Annotated in this window: 17 protein-coding genes; 8 read left to right on the forward strand and 9 right to left on the reverse strand. The window is 43.8% G+C overall.

What is annotated here, in order from left to right; all coding sequences use genetic code 11:
* Nucleotide 1: 1 nt before the first annotated feature.
* The 3 genes from KIT51_07555 to moaA all read right to left on the reverse strand — a co-directional run bounded on the left by KIT51_07555 (nt 2) and on the right by moaA (nt 4,011).
* Nucleotides 2-2,428 carry a YfhO family protein gene (locus KIT51_07555; protein ID UYN88092.1) on the reverse strand — a complete coding sequence of 809 codons (2,427 nt, stop codon included), beginning with the start codon at nt 2,426-2,428 and terminating at the stop codon, nt 2-4.
* Nucleotides 2,429-2,495: 67 nt separating this feature from the next.
* Nucleotides 2,496-3,005 (reverse strand): hypothetical protein, encoded by a 510-nt coding sequence (locus KIT51_07560; GenBank protein UYN88093.1) that lies wholly within the window; start codon nt 3,003-3,005, stop codon nt 2,496-2,498.
* A 4-nt stretch (nt 3,006-3,009) separates the two neighbouring features.
* Nucleotides 3,010-4,011 carry a GTP 3',8-cyclase MoaA gene (gene moaA / locus KIT51_07565; GenBank protein ID UYN88094.1) on the reverse strand — a complete coding sequence of 334 codons (1,002 nt, stop codon included), beginning with the start codon at nt 4,009-4,011 and terminating at the stop codon, nt 3,010-3,012.
* Nucleotides 4,012-4,101: 90 nt separating this feature from the next.
* On the opposite strand from moaA, the gene KIT51_07570 reads away from it, so the two are divergent.
* Nucleotides 4,102-4,344, forward strand: a complete 243-nt coding sequence (locus KIT51_07570) for a MoaD/ThiS family protein (GenBank protein ID UYN88528.1) — start codon at nt 4,102-4,104, stop codon at nt 4,342-4,344.
* A 97-nt stretch (nt 4,345-4,441) separates the two neighbouring features.
* The gene (locus KIT51_07575) at nt 4,442-4,873 is read left to right on the forward strand and encodes a molybdenum cofactor biosynthesis protein MoaE (GenBank protein ID UYN88095.1); all 432 of its coding nucleotides are present in this window, start codon (nt 4,442-4,444) and stop codon (nt 4,871-4,873) included.
* A gap of 376 nt (nt 4,874-5,249) precedes the next feature.
* On the opposite strand, the gene KIT51_07580 is transcribed toward KIT51_07575, so the two are convergent.
* The 3 genes from KIT51_07580 to moaC are packed head-to-tail and all read right to left on the reverse strand — an operon-like array spanning nt 5,250 to nt 7,109.
* Nucleotides 5,250-5,840, reverse strand: coding sequence for a molybdenum cofactor guanylyltransferase (locus KIT51_07580; protein UYN88096.1), 591 nt, complete (start codon nt 5,838-5,840; stop codon nt 5,250-5,252).
* Entirely contained in the window at nt 5,833-6,630 is a 798-nt protein-coding gene (locus KIT51_07585; protein UYN88097.1) for an ion transporter, read from the reverse strand. The genes KIT51_07580 and KIT51_07585 overlap by 8 nt, the downstream gene beginning before the upstream one ends.
* Complete coding sequence (gene moaC / locus KIT51_07590; GenBank protein ID UYN88098.1) at nt 6,627-7,109, reverse strand: cyclic pyranopterin monophosphate synthase MoaC; 483 nt, start codon at nt 7,107-7,109, stop codon at nt 6,627-6,629. Before moaC ends, KIT51_07585 begins: the two co-directional genes overlap by 4 nt.
* A gap of 34 nt (nt 7,110-7,143) precedes the next feature.
* Between moaC and KIT51_07595 the strand changes: the two genes are divergently transcribed.
* A complete protein-coding gene (locus KIT51_07595; GenBank protein ID UYN88099.1) occupies nt 7,144-8,331 on the forward strand; it encodes a molybdopterin molybdotransferase MoeA in 1,188 nt (395 codons plus the stop codon).
* On the opposite strand, the gene KIT51_07600 is transcribed toward KIT51_07595, so the two are convergent.
* A complete protein-coding gene (locus tag KIT51_07600; protein ID UYN88100.1) occupies nt 8,328-9,797 on the reverse strand; it encodes a potassium/proton antiporter in 1,470 nt (489 codons plus the stop codon). The genes KIT51_07595 and KIT51_07600 overlap by 4 nt on opposite strands.
* Before the next feature lie 142 nt (nt 9,798-9,939).
* Here KIT51_07600 and ffh point away from each other — a divergent pair, with 142 nt between their 5' ends.
* The 5 genes from ffh (at nt 9,940) to KIT51_07625 (ending at nt 14,426) form a co-directional block, all read left to right on the forward strand.
* The gene (ffh, locus tag KIT51_07605; protein UYN88101.1) at nt 9,940-11,271 is read left to right on the forward strand and encodes a signal recognition particle protein; all 1,332 of its coding nucleotides are present in this window, start codon (nt 9,940-9,942) and stop codon (nt 11,269-11,271) included.
* 154 nt (nt 11,272-11,425) lie between these two features.
* Nucleotides 11,426-11,971, forward strand: a complete 546-nt coding sequence (locus tag KIT51_07610) for a DUF2911 domain-containing protein (GenBank protein UYN88102.1) — start codon at nt 11,426-11,428, stop codon at nt 11,969-11,971.
* 85 nt (nt 11,972-12,056) lie between these two features.
* Nucleotides 12,057-12,503 carry a RimK/LysX family protein gene (locus KIT51_07615; protein UYN88103.1) on the forward strand — a complete coding sequence of 149 codons (447 nt, stop codon included), beginning with the start codon at nt 12,057-12,059 and terminating at the stop codon, nt 12,501-12,503.
* 15 nt (nt 12,504-12,518) lie between these two features.
* Nucleotides 12,519-13,430, forward strand: coding sequence for a 30S ribosomal protein S6--L-glutamate ligase (gene rimK / locus KIT51_07620; protein ID UYN88104.1), 912 nt, complete (start codon nt 12,519-12,521; stop codon nt 13,428-13,430).
* 15 nt (nt 13,431-13,445) lie between these two features.
* Nucleotides 13,446-14,426, forward strand: coding sequence for a succinylglutamate desuccinylase/aspartoacylase family protein (locus tag KIT51_07625; protein ID UYN88105.1), 981 nt, complete (start codon nt 13,446-13,448; stop codon nt 14,424-14,426).
* Between the two features lie 53 nt (nt 14,427-14,479).
* On the opposite strand, the gene KIT51_07630 is transcribed toward KIT51_07625, so the two are convergent.
* Nucleotides 14,480-15,205 carry a DUF2807 domain-containing protein gene (locus tag KIT51_07630; protein ID UYN88106.1) on the reverse strand — a complete coding sequence of 242 codons (726 nt, stop codon included), beginning with the start codon at nt 15,203-15,205 and terminating at the stop codon, nt 14,480-14,482.
* 245 nt (nt 15,206-15,450) lie between these two features.
* The gene (locus KIT51_07635; protein UYN88107.1) at nt 15,451-17,472 is read right to left on the reverse strand and encodes a helix-hairpin-helix domain-containing protein; all 2,022 of its coding nucleotides are present in this window, start codon (nt 17,470-17,472) and stop codon (nt 15,451-15,453) included.
* Nucleotides 17,473-17,483: the final 11 nt, after the last annotated feature.

Raw genomic sequence — 17,483 nt, forward strand, 5'->3', positions numbered from 1 at the left:
ATCAATTTTCCGTGCGCCAACTCCAGCCAATACTTCCCAGTAAAATCAACAACACCAACCACGATGAGGCCGTTGTAATTGGGTTTCCGGTTGTATAGGATTTTGGGGCAAACCGGAACTCAATAGTATGTTTGCCAGCCGGTATTTCCAGTGCGCGTAAAACAAAATTGGCGCGGATAATAGATGCCTCGTTTCCGTCAATGGTGGCTGACCAACCTATCGGATAATAGATTTCTGAAAACACCGCCAACCCGTTAGTATTGGTTGTGGCTTCATAGGTCATCCGGTTAGGTGTGTTTTCGATAAGCCGTATCGTGGCGCTGCTATCGGGTGTTAATCCGGAAACAGTAAATTTTGACACATCAATAACGGCCTGCGTTTTGGAATCAATGCCGCAGGTTTTCTGTATTTCTTCATTTGCTGAGTTCACCGGTACAATTTCCTGCACAAACCAACCTGGGCCGTTTGCCTCAGGGTTGGTGATTACGTTCTCGCGGTTTTGTCCGTACATGATGTACTTTGTGTTGAGCATGTTCAATACCGGGTATTTTGAGAAATCAAATCTGCCTTGTTGCGCTTCGCTGATAAAGGAAGTGAACTCTTTGGTAATGCATGAATCATACAAATCCTGGTAGCGTTTCAGCTTGGCGCCATGGTAGCCGCCAATGGAATTATGGTAATAGGAGGTAAGCGCATCACTCATGGGCCCGTTTATGTTCATCACACGGAAGTAGCTTTTGTCGTCCAGTACTTCCTGGTCGCCAGCGCTAAGTTGTATTCCGGCATTCTTGCTTTTGCGTTGATAATTGTCTTTTGAAAAGTATCGCCTGTCAACAACGGCAACATCCATCAACACAAAAAAGATAAGCATGCCATAAAAAGCTGAAGGCAACTTTTTGAACACTTCGAAATAGATCAGAATAAATGCGCCAGCAATAAAGGTCAGGGAACGAAAGGCATCTGCCCGAAGCAAACTTCTCCGTTCATCACGCAAGGCGTTTACAAACCAGGCGGGTAAACCGCTTTCGCCATCTTTCAAAAAGCTGAACATGCCTGCCGCGAGTATCAACACCAAGCAAAGTCCGCCACTGGCACCCAGGGCAATGAGAAGTTTCTTCTTGTTTTCATTTTTAAGCCCAGCGTCTATCAGGCGTTGAAGGCCGGTCATGCCTAACAACGGCATGGCAAACAGTGTGATGACAATAGCAAAAGTTACCGACCGGAATTTATTGTAACCGGGAAAGTAATCGAACATAAAATAATTAAACCCTGCAAAATTGCTACCCCATGTAAGCATGATAGCGATTACACTCAAGGGTACCAGCCACCACACGTATTTTCGGTCACTAAAAATGATGCCTGTAATAAACAGGAAGAATATAATTGCTCCAGCGTAATAAGGTGCGGATAGACTTTGTGGGCCCCAATAGGCGGGGTGGGCCATTTGCTGCGGATTATATTGAATGCCCTGTGTGTTCAACGCTTTTCGTACAGCACTGCCCTCATCGGCAAAAACATTTTGCATACTTGAGCCTCCGTAAAAGTTTGGCACCAACAAGGTCATTGGTTCCAAAATGCCATTACTGTATTCAAACGCGTAATCTTTCCGAAGGCCATCCGTGGGCTGTGTACCGGGTTTTGATAGCTCTGATTTTCCGCGAATAGAATATTTACTGTATTCGCTGATTGACCACAACGGGCCAAAGAATGAACCGACTGACAGAAGTGCTGCCGGTATAAGAATCGCTACATTTCTTACCAGATCTACGACTTTCTTTTCCTGAACAGCATAGATAAGTTGCACCAATCCATAGCCCAAAACAATCAGGGCAAGGTAGTAGGTTATCTGCAAATGGTTTTCGCGCAGGTGAAGTGCCAGTGCAGCGGTAGTTAAACCAAAACCTAAAATTCGTTTCCCGGTAAACGTTAGATGTATACCCGCCATAACTAACGGCATAAAAGCAATGGCGCCAATGCGGGCATTGTGCCCGGCAGCAAGGCCAACAATCATGTACGATGAAAGCCCGAAGGCGATGGCTCCGGCTATGGCCAGGTAAGGCTTTACACGAAAGGCCAGCAACAGAATGTAATAGCAGAGAAAGGCAAGGAAAATATTTCTAACCGGATGTGGCAAGCCTAATGCAAGCGCAATTTTTAAACCCGTAATAGCCTGGTAGCCCCATTCTACATTGATCAGGTAGGCAGGCATACCGCTGAACATATTAGGTGCCCACAAACCCTCTTCACCTGTTTTTTCCCGAAAATCACGCAGTGCCTTGGCTGCTCCTACCGATTGGGTTATGTCCTGTTGATTGATGGCTTTGTTTTCAAAGAAGACCGGGCCAAAAAAGAACACCGTAACAATTAGAAAGATAAGTACAGCAACTACATGAGGGAGAATGTGTTGCGCGAAGTTTAGTTTTTTCATACAAATGGATAGAGCCTGCAAAATAGAACGCTGGATGGATAATCCATACGATCAGGGAATTGAAATTTTACTGAGCCCGACCAACTGTTATGGTAGTAAGGTTTTTCAGGTAGCGCCTTCCGGTACGTTCATCCGTAGGCACTAGAATGGATATACTTTCATTAAGGTCTTGAATACTTTTACCATCTTTTTCAACAACAAAGTAAGCCTGGTCACCTACGGTTGAATTGAACAGTTCATTCCAGGAAAATACTACCGTATAGCCATCAATAGCTTTAAAAACAAGGTAGTATTCACTGTATTCCCGTGGGTTTTCACAATCTGGTGTTACGGTCGTCAGCACCTCACGAATCAAAACGCCTTTTACATTTTTTGCTGTACTTTTCTTTTCACCCAAGTGATTAGTGATTACAACATCGCCAATAGCAATAGCAGGGTGGTTGAGTAAACTGGTTTGATCAATTTGCATTTCGGTTTTTACCTTTCCTGAAACACTGAAGTTTTTTGTTTGTGTTTGCTGAGCGTATGTCATCAGTGACAGGCTCATGAGGATGATAGAGAATAGTTTTTGTTTCATAACATTAACCGCCAATAGTTGACATGGATTCAGATACAGGTTTATGCTTACTTCGTCTTCCTTCAGCTTCAAAACCGTCTTTAGGGCGGTGAGCAAAAGCGTTCAGTAATTGATTTTTTAGTTCTTCATCTGAACATCCTGTGCGGATCAGATCGCGAATATTCAGAACACCATCATCGTATAAACAGGTTTTAAGAGTGCCTTGCGCGGTAAGTCTGATGCGGTTACAGGTTCCGCAGAATGTTCGGCTGAACGCGGCAATAATACCAATGTTGCCGCGGTAGCCGGGTACAACATAATGATAAGCCGTGGAGAAATCCGGATCATTAACCCTTTGAAGCGCTGGATAATACTGCTGAATGTATTCAAATATTTTTTTGTAGGTCCATGTAAGATTTGGATAGTGATTACCCTCACCATTAAAGGGCATCTCTTCAATGAAACGCACCGAAACGTTTTTGCTTTTTGTCAGCTCGATTAAGGGAAGAATGTCATCAATATTTTTTCCTTCCATTACTACCGCATTAACCTTCACCGGAATATCATGAAGCAGTAATTGTTCGAAGGTATTCATTACGTTTTCAAATTCATCCCTACGGGTGATGGTATGAAAACGTGTTTTGTCGAGTGTATCAAGACTGAGGTTTACGGAGGCAATACCCAAAGCCTTAAGCTCTGTGATGTAGGGTGTGGTGAGTACTCCATTAGTCGTAAGATGAACATCATGAATACCCGGAATAGCTACAATCTTTCGGATCAGGTGCATCAGGTCGGTGCGTACAAAAGGTTCGCCTCCCGTTAACCGGATTTTGGTTATGCCCATCGAAGCCAACAGGTTTACCAGGCGTTCAATTTCCTCAAAAGTCAATAAGTCTTTTTTGGGCAGGTATTTAATGCCTTCTTCGGGCATGCAATAAAAGCAGCGCAGGTTACAGCGATCAGTAACCGCCAGGCGAAGGTAGTTGATTGCTCGTCCGTGATTATCGTATAATTTGGCATTACCCATGGTGGAAAGATATTAAATCGCCTTGTGAGTAGTACCGATTTTTTATATTTCGCGTTTAACAATCGTGTAAACGGATTAAAAGGCATTGACATGAAGTGTTCGGTTAAGACATTTGGCATCACCCGCGATATAGCCGGGGCTAAGGAAGTGGTTGTGGAATTACCGGAAGGATCAACAGTAGCGGACTTTAAGAACGAATTGTTTTCGCGATTTCCCCGGCTTTCAACTCTTACATCCTTATTTATTGCAGTAAACCAATCCTACGCTGAGGATGGCCAGGTGTTAAACGAAGAGGATGAAATTGCCCTAATCCCGCCTGTGGCCGGGGGGTAAAAATCCTTCTTTTGATTCTCCTTGCTTTTTCTTTGTCAAAATCCTACTTTCAATTTCCCCTTCTGGTTTCTTATTTCTAACTAAACCGTTTGAACGTATGATCAAAATCACACCAAAGCCTATCGACATTCAAAAAGTGATTGAAACCGCCTCCAGCCTGAGTGCCGGAGCTGTGAATGTGTTTATTGGAACTGTCCGTAATACAGCGCATGGCAAAAAAGTGCTGTGGCTGGAATACGAGGCGTACGAAGCTATGGCGGTTGCGGAGATAAGAAAAATCATTGACGAAGCCGCTCATCGATGGCCATTACTGGGATGGGCTGTTAGCCATCGTATAGGAACTTTGAAACCAGGCGAGGTTTCCGTAGCCATTGCCGTTTCCTCCCCACATCGCAGGGATTCTTTTGAAGCCTGCCAATTTATAATCGACACGCTTAAGGAAAAGGCTCCCATCTGGAAAAAAGAAATTTTCGAAGATGGGGAAGAGTGGGTTTCCGCCCAACCGAATATGGCTAAGGTTTATAGCTGACTTACCAACAGTATACCCGCAGTTACCAAACCAATTGCCATTAATAATCCGGTAAAGAAAATAATCATCAGATCGCGATTGATCGGATTGATGTGTGATTTAGTGGTTGTTTTCATAGCCAAACTATTTCAAGACTTTTCGAAGTTACTTTTTATGCCTGACCATGGTGGTGCTATGTAAGTATTTCTGCACGGCCATGGTTCTTCACTTGTTTAAACAACAATGGTGCTAAAAAGTATCCTTCATCTGATAAAAGTTTTTATTTCCCTCATTGTTAGTGGTTTAGCTTTTCACCTTTCAATAAGGCAATGAAAGATTTATGCATGAAGCAATGTTTTACTTTTTCATGCAATCGATGGAAATGTTTAAAGCAGGTTTACGGTTTGAGGTGTAAGGAATTTACAAAATGATCAAATTCCTGTTTTGAATTTATGTTTTTGAGCCAATTTGGCGTGCTTGCATTAATGATGTTTGCAGGGTGCTTGCACAAAAATTCTCGAGGACTTGATCCACCTGCGTTATAATAGTCTGACAATAAAGTTATTGCATGAGGTTCCCAAAGTGTAAGTAAGGGCTCAGGCTGTTTACCCGTTGAGTCCCAAAAGCAAGTGGCTATTTTTGACTTATCGCGATGGTTGATCAGGAACCTTAAGGTGTTTTCGTCTACTAAAGGCATGTCTACCGGAACCGTTAACCAGGCTGATTCCGGATCCTGTTGAAATACGCTCATAATTCCATTTAACGGTGAGTCAAGATCAAACCGGTCAACGATTGGATCGAAGTGATCGGGAATGCCCGTAGTATCCTTACACGACAGGTGAACTTTTCTACAGCATGTTGATAGTATGCTAATCAGGTAATCACGTTGTGGCTTTCCATGATAGTTGAGAAGGGATTTATCCGTCCCCATCCGGGAACTTTTACCTCCGGCCAATATTAGCCCGTTAATAATGCCTGGGTCATTCATGAAAATCCTTCCCGCAATGCGGGCAGGTATGTTTTTTTGATTGTGGATTATGGAGCAACTCAAAAAATCCTGAAGAAAGAATACCGGCAGGAAGCGCCAAAAACGCAACACCGGCAATGGCAAACAAGCCACCAAGTACTTTGCCGAGTGGTGTAATGGGTACTACATCACCGTACCCAACGGTTGTTAATGTGGCCATACCCCACCACATAGCTTCAGGTATTGAGCCGAATTTATCGGGTTGGGCTTCACGTTCTGCCAGGTGCATGAAGAAAGAAATGATGACCAGAATAAAAATGATAAAGATGAAACTGAGCACCAGTTGTTCTTTTCGCTCGGCAATAACCTTTTTAAAAATAATCATGGCTTGCATGTAGCGTGTAATCTTAAACATGCGGAAGAGCGCCATTAACCGGAAGATTCGTATAAACCGTAAATCAATGGGAAGGAATGTCAGGTAGAACGGCATAAAAGCCATCAGGTCCACCAGGGCCATAGGTGTTTTAATGTATTTCAACCTTCCGTGAATGCCATGCTTATATTTAGGATTTTCAACAATGGCATAGAGCCGTGCCACATATTCCAGCGTAAAGAAGATCACTGAATACTGTTCGAAGTGATCAAATATTTCCTGATACTGAGCCTCTATTTCTGGAATTGATTCCAGAATGATGGCCACAATGTTAAGGATAATGGTGGTGATTAAAATGGTTTCAAAGATACGTTCAAGTGTACCTCCGCGTTCTGTGGGCTCCAGCGTGAGGTAGAGCCTTCTTCGTAAGGTTGTCATGGTTTGCGTTTAAAGTCTTTTTTACCTCCGGTTTTTTCGAGAAGTTTTATTTCGCTGATGGTGATTTCATGCGACAACGCTTTGCACATGTCATAGATGGTAAGCGCGGCTATGCTTACTGCCGTCAGGGCTTCCATTTCCACTCCTGTTTTGCCCGTTATGGATGTATGGCTTTCAATAACAATAACCTCTTTACGGATGGCGATGGTAATTTTACAATCTTCAATACCAATGGGGTGGGAGAGCGGGATTAAATCAGCAGTTTTTTTTGCACCCATTACCCCGGCCAGTATGGCGGTTTGGAATACGGGGCCTTTTTTGGTTACAAGCTCACTATGTTTAATGAGGTTGATGATTTCAGCGCCCACGTGAACATGCGCCTGTGCCCGGGCAATTCGTTTGGTGATAACTTTTGGGGACACATCCACCATTTGTGGATTTCCGGAGTCGTCAGTGTGGGTTAATTTTTTACCTTTCATCAACGGTTGTTCAATCAAAGTTAGAAATTTATTTATGGTAAGCGTATCCGAAGCCGATCAAATCCTTAGCGGTACAAGTTATAAACTTTCAACATTAGCGTTGCCTGTTGAAAACGTAGTGAATAGGGTATTGGCAGAAACGGTGGTGGCCGATAGGGACTTTCCGCCCTTTGACAGGGTGGCTATGGATGGTATTGCGATTAACGCCAGGGCATTTGCACAAAAAAAAGCTTTCAAGATCGAATCCGTACAGGCTGCCGGTGTACCCAGGCTTTCGCTTCAGCACAGCGAGAATTGTATAGAGGTAATGACCGGTGCAACCGTTCCAGAGGGTACTGATGCCGTGATCCGATATGAAGATGTTGACATTGCCGAGGGCCATGCTTCCATCCGGCTTGATCATGTTTCCACCGGTATGAATATTCACTATCAAGGCAGCGATGTTCGTAAAGACGAGGTGGTGCTATCACCCGGGCAAGTACTATCACCGGCTGAAATTGCGCTGCTGGCATCGGTAGGTAAAACCGAAGTTCATGTTTATGAATTTCCACGAACAGCAATAATTTCATCCGGCAACGAATTGGTTGAAATCGGAACCGTTCCGGAACCGCATCAAATCAGGCGATCGAATGCTTATGCCCTGCAGGCAGCTATGCTTCAGTTGGGTTGGCAGGCACGCCTGTATCATTTGCCTGACGATCGGTTTACTATACACGAGCGCCTTCAGCATGTATTGTTGGGGCATGATGTTGTCATTTTATCCGGTGGTGTCTCGAAAGGAAAATTTGATTTTATCCCCGAAGCACTGAACGACCTGGGCATTCAAAAACTTTTTCACCAGGTTAGCCAAAAGCCGGGCAAGCCTTTTTGGTTTGGGAAATCAGCCTCGAACAAAATTGTATTTGCACTGCCGGGCAATCCGGTGTCAACTTTTTTGTGCTTTTACCGCTACATCAAACCGTGGATACACAATCAAATGCAGAATCCTGTGCGGGTTTCGAAAGCCAAACTGGCATCATCTTTTGAATTTAGCCCACCCTTAACCTATTATTTGCAAGTGCGGGTGGAAAATGAAAACGGCACATTAGTGGCCTACCCGATACCCGGAGGCGGCTCAGGCGATTTTGCCAACCTGGCGGGCGTATCCGGCTTTTTGGAGTTGCCATCTTCATTATCGCACTTCAGCGCTGGCGAGGTATTCGATTACTATTTTTTTCGTTAGGCAGGATTGATTTTTAGTGATTGGTATACCTGGGGAAGCGCCTCTTTATTATCCGCCAGAATGGCCAGTTTGTCACCTGCCTCCAAAACAGTGGATCCTCCGGGCCGAATGAATTTTCCATGCCGGTTGATCATGATAATGATGGCAGTTTTCGGGAACGATAATTGAACAATGGATTTACCAACCACAGGATTATTGCTGCCCAACTCCACTTCAAATAATTCTGATTTAAAGGAATCATTCAATTCAATCTCAAGGGGAGACCGTTTTTTGATTTTTTGCGGAACAGAAAGGTGCAACCACTTGGCAACTTGCGAAAGCGTAGTGCCCTGAAGCAACACAGAGGATACAGTAATAAAGAATACAAGATTAAAAATCATACTGGCCTGTTCTACTCCCGCCAACAATGGATAAGTAGCAAACACTATAGGCACGGCTCCACGCAACCCAACCCACGAAATAAATAGTTTCTCGCGGTAGTTCATTTTAAAAAATGCAAGACTTATAAATACACTAAGGGGCCTTGCAATAAACATCAGGAAAAGCGCCAGCAATATTCCTGGACCAACAACAGGAGGAATCTCCGAGGGAAAAACAAGAAGTCCCAAAGTAAGGAACATGATGATCTGCATAAGCCAGGCTACACCATCATAAAAACGGATTAAACTTTTTTTATGGATGAAGCTTGAGTTACCAAGAATTACGGCACTGATGTAAACTGCCAGGAAACCATTTCCCCCTATAAAATCTGTTATTGCAAAAGTGAACAATACAAGGGCGGTAACCAATACCGGATAAAGCCCGTCAACATCAAGATTTATCTTGTTTATAATGAAAGCCATGGCACGGCCCATCAGGTATCCTAACCCACCACCAATGAACATTTGCTTGATAAAAAACGGAATGAGCGTTACCAGGCTCTCATCTTTATGTTCATAAACCATAAGTAAGCTTACCGTAAGAAAGTAGGCCATCGGATCGTTACTGCCACTCTCCAGTTCCAGTGTCGGGCCAATGTTTCTTTTTAAGCCAATATTTTTACCTCGCAAAATGGAAAACACAGCTGCAGCATCGGTAGAAGAAACAATCGCGCCTAGCAGCATGCCTTCCAGTATAGTAAAACCCATAATGTAATGGGCAAAAAGGCCTAGCGTAATGGCTGTAATAAACACACCCGCTGTTGATAACACTATTCCTTTGAACAGCACAGGTTTAACACTTTCCCACTTGGTATCGAGACCTCCGGAGAAAAGAATGAAGTTTAAGGCAATGACACCTATAAACTGGGCCAGTTTGGGATCATTAAAGCTGATTTTACCTGGCCCGTCCGATCCGGCCAACATACCCATTAGCAAGAACATAATGAGTGCCGGAACACCTAACCGATAGGACGTTTTACTGGCCAGGATGCTCAGAAACAACAGAATGGATCCGAGAAGCAATATGTTTTCTGCCGTAAGCTGCATAAGTGAATTAGATACTTTTCTGCGAGTTTAAAGATAGGAAATTGAAGGAGCTAAGGCTTAATTTGCCGTGGTTTTCTGCATTATGAAATAGCGGTTAACTTTGTCGTTCGTTTATTCAAAAACGCATTTAATAGTTCAATTTATGTTCGATAGTTTAAGTATAAAGCTGGAAAAAGCTTTTCAAACACTGAAAGGCCAGGGCAGGATTACCGAGATTAACGTTGCCGGTACCATTAAGGAAATTCGCAAGGCGTTGATTGATGCCGATGTAAATTATAAAGTAGCCAAGGAAGTAACAGACGAAATTAAAGAAAAGGCTTTGGGACAGAATGTTCTCACGGCCATTTCGCCCGGTCAGTTGCTGGTGAAAATCACTAACGATGAACTCACCGCCCTGATGGGCAGTGAAAGTGTGGATATAAACCTTTCGGGAAACCCATCCATAATTTTAATTGCCGGTTTGCAGGGTTCCGGTAAAACAACCTTTTCAGGGAAACTTGCCAACTACCTGAAGCGTCAAGGGCGCCAGGTTTTATTAACGGCCTGCGATATTTACCGCCCTGCGGCTATTAATCAGTTGAAAGTACTGGGTGAACAGATTGGTGTTGAAGTGTATGCCGAACCGGAAAATAAAGATGCGGTAAAAATTGCCAAAGCTGCCCTTGAACATGCTACGAAAAACAATCACCGCATTGTTATAGTCGATACAGCCGGTCGCCTGGCGATTGATGAAGAGATGATGAATGAGATTGCCCGGCTGAAGGATGCGCTCAATCCTTCAGAGACCTTATTTGTGGTTGACTCCATGACCGGCCAGGATGCAGTCAATACGGCCAAAGCTTTTAACGACCGTTTGAATTTTGATGGAGTAGTACTTACGAAATTGGATGGTGACTCCCGCGGTGGTGCGGCCTTATCTATCCGCAGGGTTGTTGAAAAGCCCATCAAGTTTATCAGCACGGGCGAAAAAATGGAAGCCCTTGACCGCTTCTATCCCGATCGTATGGCCGGGAGAATTTTGGGTATGGGCGATGTTGTTTCCTTGGTTGAAAAGGCGCAGAGCACCTTTGATGAAGAGGAAGCCAGGCGGTTAAATGCAAAACTCCGAAAAAACCAATTCGACTTAAGCGATTTTCTAACCCAACTGGAGCAGATCAAGAAGATGGGCAACATGAAAGACCTGTTGGGCATGATACCGGGCGTAGGTAAAGCCATGAAAGGCGTAGATATTGATGACAATGCCTTTAAGCCAATCGAGTCAATAATCCGGTCTATGACCCTGGAAGAACGGGCCAACCCGGATATTATAAACGGAAGCCGTAAAAACAGGATTGCAAAAGGCAGCGGCACATCGGTGCAGCAGGTTAATCAACTGCTCAAACAGTTTGGTGACATGCGCAAAATGATGAAGACCATGAATAAGATGGGTGGCGGCAAGCGGGCTTTATCGGCAATAAATCCTTTCGGAAGATAGAACAACGGGAATTTTTTGTAAGTTAGCCCACCGGTAAAACCTTATTTGCTTAAATAGCGTTCTACCATTAGTTTACAGGTCAAATTTGAAAGTGCCCCGGATATTCCGGGGCATTTTTTCTAATCCATGAACGTATTAACCAAATCTTAACATCATGAAAAAGTTGAAATTATTTGCCTTAGTAGCATTGATTCTGTTTGCGTTTGATGATCAGGCCATCGCTCAAAAGTTTCCTGGTCTTGATCCGAGCCCGGCTGATATCGTCTACTTCCGTCCCGATGGCCGAAATGCTGACCCTGTTGCTAAAGTTGTTTATAGTCGTCCGGCAAAAAAGGGACGCACCATGTTGGGCGGCACCGAACCGTATGGCCAGGTATGGCGAACGGGTGCTAACGAAACCACCGAAATTAAACTATATAAAGATGTAACCTTTGGGGATAAAAAACTTAAAGCCGGAACGTACTCGCTTTATACTATTCCTGATAAGAGTGAGTGGACAATAATCTTTAATTCAAAGTTGGATACCTGGGGCGCCTATGCATATGATGAAAGCAAAGACGTTGCCCGCATCAAAGTGCCTGCCGGAAAAACGGATTCGGAAGTTGAGAACTTCACCATTATGTTCGATGGCAAAGATGCCACAGCTGTAATGATACTGGCATGGGAAAACACTTTGGTTAAGATACCCTTGAAATATTAATTCAAAATAAAGTTGATTTGAAAGCCCTGTGTTCGCGGGGCTTTTTTTATTGCTTTCAAACCTGTAGTTTCATGAACCATAGCTGATGTTTATGAATGTTTTGGGCCGTTCCGACCGGGTTGACCTCCCGGGTTTAGGGTTGTTCAATATCCATGCAAAAATTGATACTGGTGCATACACCAGCAGCTTGCATTGCTCGCGTGCCGAAGTAGTGAAGGGTGTGCTTGAGTTTGTGTTGCTGGATGATGAACACCCGGAATTTACCGGTATGGTTTTCAGGTTCAGCGAGTTTGATCAGCGTGAAATAAAAAACTCATTTGGGGTGGCGGAACATCGCTATATTATCACCACTACTGTAAAAATTTTTGATGAAGAAATTGTTACCGAATTTTCATTGAGCGATCGAGATGCTTTACGGTTTCCTATCCTGCTGGGCCGTAAAATTTTGCGTAACCGTTTTTACATTGATGTCACAAAAAAAAATCTATCTTACCGGCATAAAAAGAAAAGGGTAATCCACAGTAAAAAGTAACCGGCCTTAGTAATTATGAATATTGCCATTCTTTCCCGTGATGCAAAATTGTACTCCACCAGGCGTATAAAAGAGGCCGGAGAGAAGCGAGGCCACCATGTGGAAATTATCGATCACATGAAATGTGTGCTCTTTATTGAAAAGAAAAACCCAGTAGTACTATACCAGGGAAAACGACTCGACTATTTTGATGCGGTGATTCCACGTATTGGTGCTTCGGTAACTTTTTATGGGGCGGCTGTGGTTCGCCAGTTTGAAATGATGAAAGTATTTACCGCCATTGAGTCACAGGCGCTTATTCGCTCACGCGATAAACTGAGGAGTTTACAAATACTTTCACGCGCAGGCCTTGGGCTGCCAAAAACAATTTTCATGGATTATTCGCGCGATACGGAAGGAATAATTGAAGCTGTGGGAGGGGCACCAGTGGTTATTAAACTATTGGAAGGCACCCAGGGCCTTGGTGTTGTTCTTGCAGAAAATAAAAAAGCTGCACAGTCGGTTATCGAAGCTTTCCATGGCTTACATGCCCGTATTATTGTGCAGGAGTTTATCAAAGAAGCACGAGGAACCGACATAAGGGCCTTTGTGGTGGATGGTGAAGTAGTAGGTGCCATGAAGCGTGAAGCCACGCGCGATGGGGAGTTTCGTTCCAATCTTCACCGGGGCGGAAAGGCAACAGTAGTAAAACTAACCCGGGCCGAAAAGGCAGCTGCAATTACAGCCGCTAAGAAAATGGGGTTAGGGATAGCAGGTGTGGACATGCTTCCTTCCAAGCGCGGCCCGCTTATTATTGAGGTGAATTCATCACCGGGGTTGGAAGGCATAGAGGGTGCTACTAAAGTGGATATTGGTGGAAAAATTATTCAATACCTGGAGAAGCATGCGGCCAAAAAGAAAATCCAGAAAGATAAAATCAATGCTTAGCCTTAAACCATAGCGATGAGAGTAGTTCATATTGCCGGCCATGAAATACGGGCGGGGGAGTTTAAGGAAATAAAAATCAACATCGCGAAGCTACCTTCTCAAACACTTATTGATACGCCCATGTATGTTTCGCGCGGCATGGAAGATGGACCGGTACTTGCCCTTATGGCCGGCATGCATGGTGATGAAATAAACGGGTTGGAAATTGTGCGAAGGATACTGGATGGAGGATTGCACCAACCAAAACGTGGTACGTTGGTGTGCATGCCCATCATCAATGTGTATGGGTTTCTTAATTTCTCACGCGATGTGCCCGATGGCAAGGACGTTAACCGTTCTTTCCCGGGAAGCAGAAACGGGTCGTTGGCGAGCCGGGTGGCCTATCATGTAACACACGATGTTATACCGTTTATCGATTACGGTGTGGATTTCCATACCGGGGGTGCGATGCGAACGAACTATCCGCAGGTTCGGGCGGTACTCAACAACGATAAAAACATGGCGCTTGCCAATGCATTTCATGCCCCCTTTACATTAGATGCCCCTTTTCGCCCAAGCTCGTTGCGCAAGGAGGCTTCCAAAAAAGGTAAGAATATTATTGTGTATGAAGGTGGTGAGTCACTTCGGTTTGATCAGCAAGCTATTGAAGAAGGTATTGCCGGCACTCTGCGTCTGATGCATCATTTAAAAATGATTGATTGGGCACCTGATCCCAAGGAAGAAAATCGGATTATCTGGAGTTCAACCTGGGTAAGGGCCAAACATGCCGGGTTATTTCATGCCAATGTGCAAAGCGGTCAATTGGTTAATAAAGGCGAATGGGTAGGTACCATTACCGATCCGTTTGGTTTGTTCAAAGAAAAGGTAGTTGCGCCTGAAAAAGCATACGTGATCGGGCTCAATAATATCCCTGTTGTGAATGCCGGTGATGCCCTCATGCACTTGGGCATGGATAACTTCTGCAAACTGGATATTAAAAGTAAAGACGGGGATTAATTTTGCAGGGTAAGCAGGTAAGCAACCCTGCAAAATTCAAGTAAGATCAAATATCAATACGCCCGGTCAACCGACCCTGAACCATAAACCTTCTTCGTGGCGTTTTTAGTATTCCCCTTGTGTTTTACTGAGCCACTGCCCACAACGGTTGCCACAATAGTGTCGGTAACGTTTAGCTCTGCCAAACCGCTTCCGCTTACTTTAATGGTAGCTTTTTCCAAAGGGCAATTAAAGGCATTTATTGCCCCGCTGCCGCTCACCACACCCTCTAATGTTGAAGCATAACCTTTAATGCCCATTTTACCTGCCCCACTTACTTCAGCTTTTACGACATCACCTTTAATATCCAGGTCCATGCTACCGGAACCACCAATAGAAAGGTTAAGGCTGGGTGCGGCCAGCGAATTTTCGGAAATAATTTTGCCGGCACCGTTAACCTGCAGTTCACCAACATTTTTCACGCTTACATAAAGCTTCATGGTGGGGTTTACTTTTATATCGTCAATCTTAGCCCAAATGCTTTTGTTGGTATTTTCTGGTTTGCGTTCTACGTTAACCATTAATATGCCATTCTCAACAAAAATGTTGGTGAGTTCATAAATTTCCGTGAGTGCTTCAACGTTCACTTCTTGTTTGTTGGTTTGTTTCAGGTAAACGGTGTAGTTGGAGTTGTTGTAAATAGCCTTAAACTCAGGAAGCTCCAGGGCTTTTTTGGTTACCTGCCCGATCGAACTTAAACTTATCGATAAGGCCAATAAAAGTGCTGACGTCCGTTTCATAGGTTGATAGTTGGTTTACACAATGGATTATACGTTACTTTTAAAGTCTCAAATTAGCCGATAATTCACAGTTACGGAAGTTGTTTAACGATGAAATCAGGTGGTTATCAGCGTTTTTTGCGAAATATCGCCTGAAAAATCAGGATAAAGATTATTCCACCAATACAAAGCATCAGCAGCACTTCAGGGGTTATTTGCTTTACGGCATGCATACAATAATCGTTACGGATTTGTAAAGGGTTGTTTTATAGCCTTATCCTGCATTGCAATTTAATATCATTGCGGATATTGCCATCAATACGGTCTGCCCCGCTGCCAATTGTTTGCCGATCGGTGTAGCGAATGTGAGCGTAACGGATCCAAAGGGTAAAACGTTTTGTAAAATCGTACTGTAGCAGGGCGTAGTTTCGAATACCCGTGCCCGAAAAGGCCGGCATTGAAAAGGCAAGCCAAACATCGCGTTCAAATACATATTGGCGGTTATCAAAATCATCCGAATCAAACAATGCGTAACGCATTGTTAGCGATAGCTTATTAAAATTTATGCTAATGTCCTGCAGGACAATCATTCCATACGTGGTAACCTGATTAATGGAGTACGAACTGAATTGTGCACGTGTTTTAAGGCTAAGGACCTGATTGATCCGGTAATCGGCATTTAGCCAGTAGTTGCGTTTAATGCCCGTGTCGGTTAAGTATAAGTTGTTGTCGCTGCCACTTCTGTTCCTGTCTTTTGATTCTTCGCGTAATTGCACAAACAAATGGATGTTGCGTGAGGGATGGTAATTAAACCGCAGTAAATATTCATATCCAGTGGAAGGTGAATAGCTTCTGTAGCGGAGCCACGGAAAGCGGAAAATATCCATGTAACCAGTCATGTTGTATTTCCTGTTCCACCGGTATCGCCAGCCCCAATATAGTCCACGTTCATTTTGAGGCATAGACCCTTCGGCAAAGGCATTCGAATAAAAACTATGGAAGTTGCGCTGGTAGTTTCGGTAGTGAAGGGAGATGTCGAGTTGGTTTGTTACACTACCCAGCAAACCTGCCGATAGACCTACGCCACCGGAAATAGTTTTACCAGCTTCGCTGAAAAAGGTAAAGTTATTCACGGTGTAGTTTAAAAAACCTCCCAGGTTTTGAAGTATTGAACCTGAGAAGGAAAATTGATTGTAAGGTTGGGAATTTCTATTTACCGGAAGATGATAGGACAGGCCATGATAGATCAATCCTGCATCCACTTTTTTGTTTTGATAGTTCAGGATAAACCCAAGTTGCTGTTCCTGGATGGTTTTTCTTCGATTTAGTTCTGCTATATTCCGGTGTAGCCCGGTGGTTTGAAAAGCGGAAGCCATTACGCCTTCTATAGTATCGCTTAAGATAGTGGCGTCACGCCAGGTATTAGAATAAAAGCCCGATACGAGAATATTCTTTGAAGCTTCGTAAGTAACAGCAGTGCCACGCAAATACCCTGTTTCGTTAATGGAAGTATAGGGAAGAAAACCAAGATTGCTTCGCCTGATGGTGGTGATCGTTTCGGCCCCTTTTCCAAAACCAAAATTGCTTCCCAATAAAAGCCCTTGTGCAAACTGTGCCTGGTAGTCGCCAACAATAAGGTTTTTTATTTTTCCCTTGTTCATAACCTGTGCATGAAACGAATTGTAATCGAAGCCGAATTGTTTTTGATTCGGAGTCCATAAAACCTGTTCACCGGCATCTTTCTCAACGGTAAAGCCAATACTATAATCTCCTGCACGACTGGATCGGAACCGCATATAGATTTTATTTGCATCGCCAAGGAAACGTTGTGGCTCAGTAGCTGCATCGGTGAAACCACGCCTGGTTTCAAGTGTGCGTTCGAAGCGAGCGATTAAATACGTATTTCCTTCCTTCAGCATTCGTTGCCAAAGCGAAGCATTGAGGGTTGTTGCAGGATCATATACTGCAACAAAGGGTATAATCCTGTAGATCGTGGGTAAATCAATACCGGGTATTGCCTGCAATTCATAAACCGAAAGAAATGGTCCATTTTCGTTTCGGTATGAAAGGAGGTTTTGTAGTTGCTCTTCTGATAAAATATTTACAAAACGAAGTTCTTCAGCTGTTGCCTTGTTCAGGTTTAAGGGGTTTGCCAGTAATAAGGCAAGGTTTTCATACAGGTCTTCATAGTTTAAATCCTGGTCCTGAAAACCGAAGAGCTCATCAACCAGGCGTTCCAGGTTAACATCCTTTCGTGGATATTCTTGTGCCACGGAAAGCAAAGGCATGCATAGGGGTA

Source organism: Cyclobacteriaceae bacterium, assembly GCA_025808415.1.
In the GTDB taxonomy this organism is placed as follows: domain Bacteria; phylum Bacteroidota; class Bacteroidia; order Cytophagales; family Cyclobacteriaceae; genus UBA2336.

Excerpts from the sequence above, each read along its gene's own strand:
- KIT51_07555 (UYN88092.1), bottom strand. The coding sequence starts at position 2,428 with ATGAAAAAACTAAACTTCGCGCAACACATTCTCCCTCATGTAGTTGCT.
- KIT51_07560 (UYN88093.1), bottom strand. The coding sequence starts at position 3,005 with ATGAAACAAAAACTATTCTCTATCATCCTCATGAGCCTGTCACTGATG.
- moaA (UYN88094.1), bottom strand. The coding sequence starts at position 4,011 with ATGGGTAATGCCAAATTATACGATAATCACGGACGAGCAATCAACTAC.
- KIT51_07570 (UYN88528.1), top strand. The coding sequence starts at position 4,102 with ATGAAGTGTTCGGTTAAGACATTTGGCATCACCCGCGATATAGCCGGG.
- KIT51_07575 (UYN88095.1), top strand. The coding sequence starts at position 4,442 with ATGATCAAAATCACACCAAAGCCTATCGACATTCAAAAAGTGATTGAA.
- KIT51_07580 (UYN88096.1), bottom strand. The coding sequence starts at position 5,840 with ATGAATGACCCAGGCATTATTAACGGGCTAATATTGGCCGGAGGTAAA.
- KIT51_07585 (UYN88097.1), bottom strand. The coding sequence starts at position 6,630 with ATGACAACCTTACGAAGAAGGCTCTACCTCACGCTGGAGCCCACAGAA.
- moaC (UYN88098.1), bottom strand. The coding sequence starts at position 7,109 with ATGAAAGGTAAAAAATTAACCCACACTGACGACTCCGGAAATCCACAA.
- KIT51_07595 (UYN88099.1), top strand. The coding sequence starts at position 7,144 with ATGGTAAGCGTATCCGAAGCCGATCAAATCCTTAGCGGTACAAGTTAT.
- KIT51_07600 (UYN88100.1), bottom strand. The coding sequence starts at position 9,797 with ATGCAGCTTACGGCAGAAAACATATTGCTTCTCGGATCCATTCTGTTG.
- ffh (UYN88101.1), top strand. The coding sequence starts at position 9,940 with ATGTTCGATAGTTTAAGTATAAAGCTGGAAAAAGCTTTTCAAACACTG.
- KIT51_07610 (UYN88102.1), top strand. The coding sequence starts at position 11,426 with ATGAAAAAGTTGAAATTATTTGCCTTAGTAGCATTGATTCTGTTTGCG.
- KIT51_07615 (UYN88103.1), top strand. The coding sequence starts at position 12,057 with ATGTTTATGAATGTTTTGGGCCGTTCCGACCGGGTTGACCTCCCGGGT.
- rimK (UYN88104.1), top strand. The coding sequence starts at position 12,519 with ATGAATATTGCCATTCTTTCCCGTGATGCAAAATTGTACTCCACCAGG.
- KIT51_07625 (UYN88105.1), top strand. The coding sequence starts at position 13,446 with ATGAGAGTAGTTCATATTGCCGGCCATGAAATACGGGCGGGGGAGTTT.
- KIT51_07630 (UYN88106.1), bottom strand. The coding sequence starts at position 15,205 with ATGAAACGGACGTCAGCACTTTTATTGGCCTTATCGATAAGTTTAAGT.
- KIT51_07635 (UYN88107.1), bottom strand. The coding sequence starts at position 17,472 with ATGCCTTTGCTTTCCGTGGCACAAGAATATCCACGAAAGGATGTTAAC.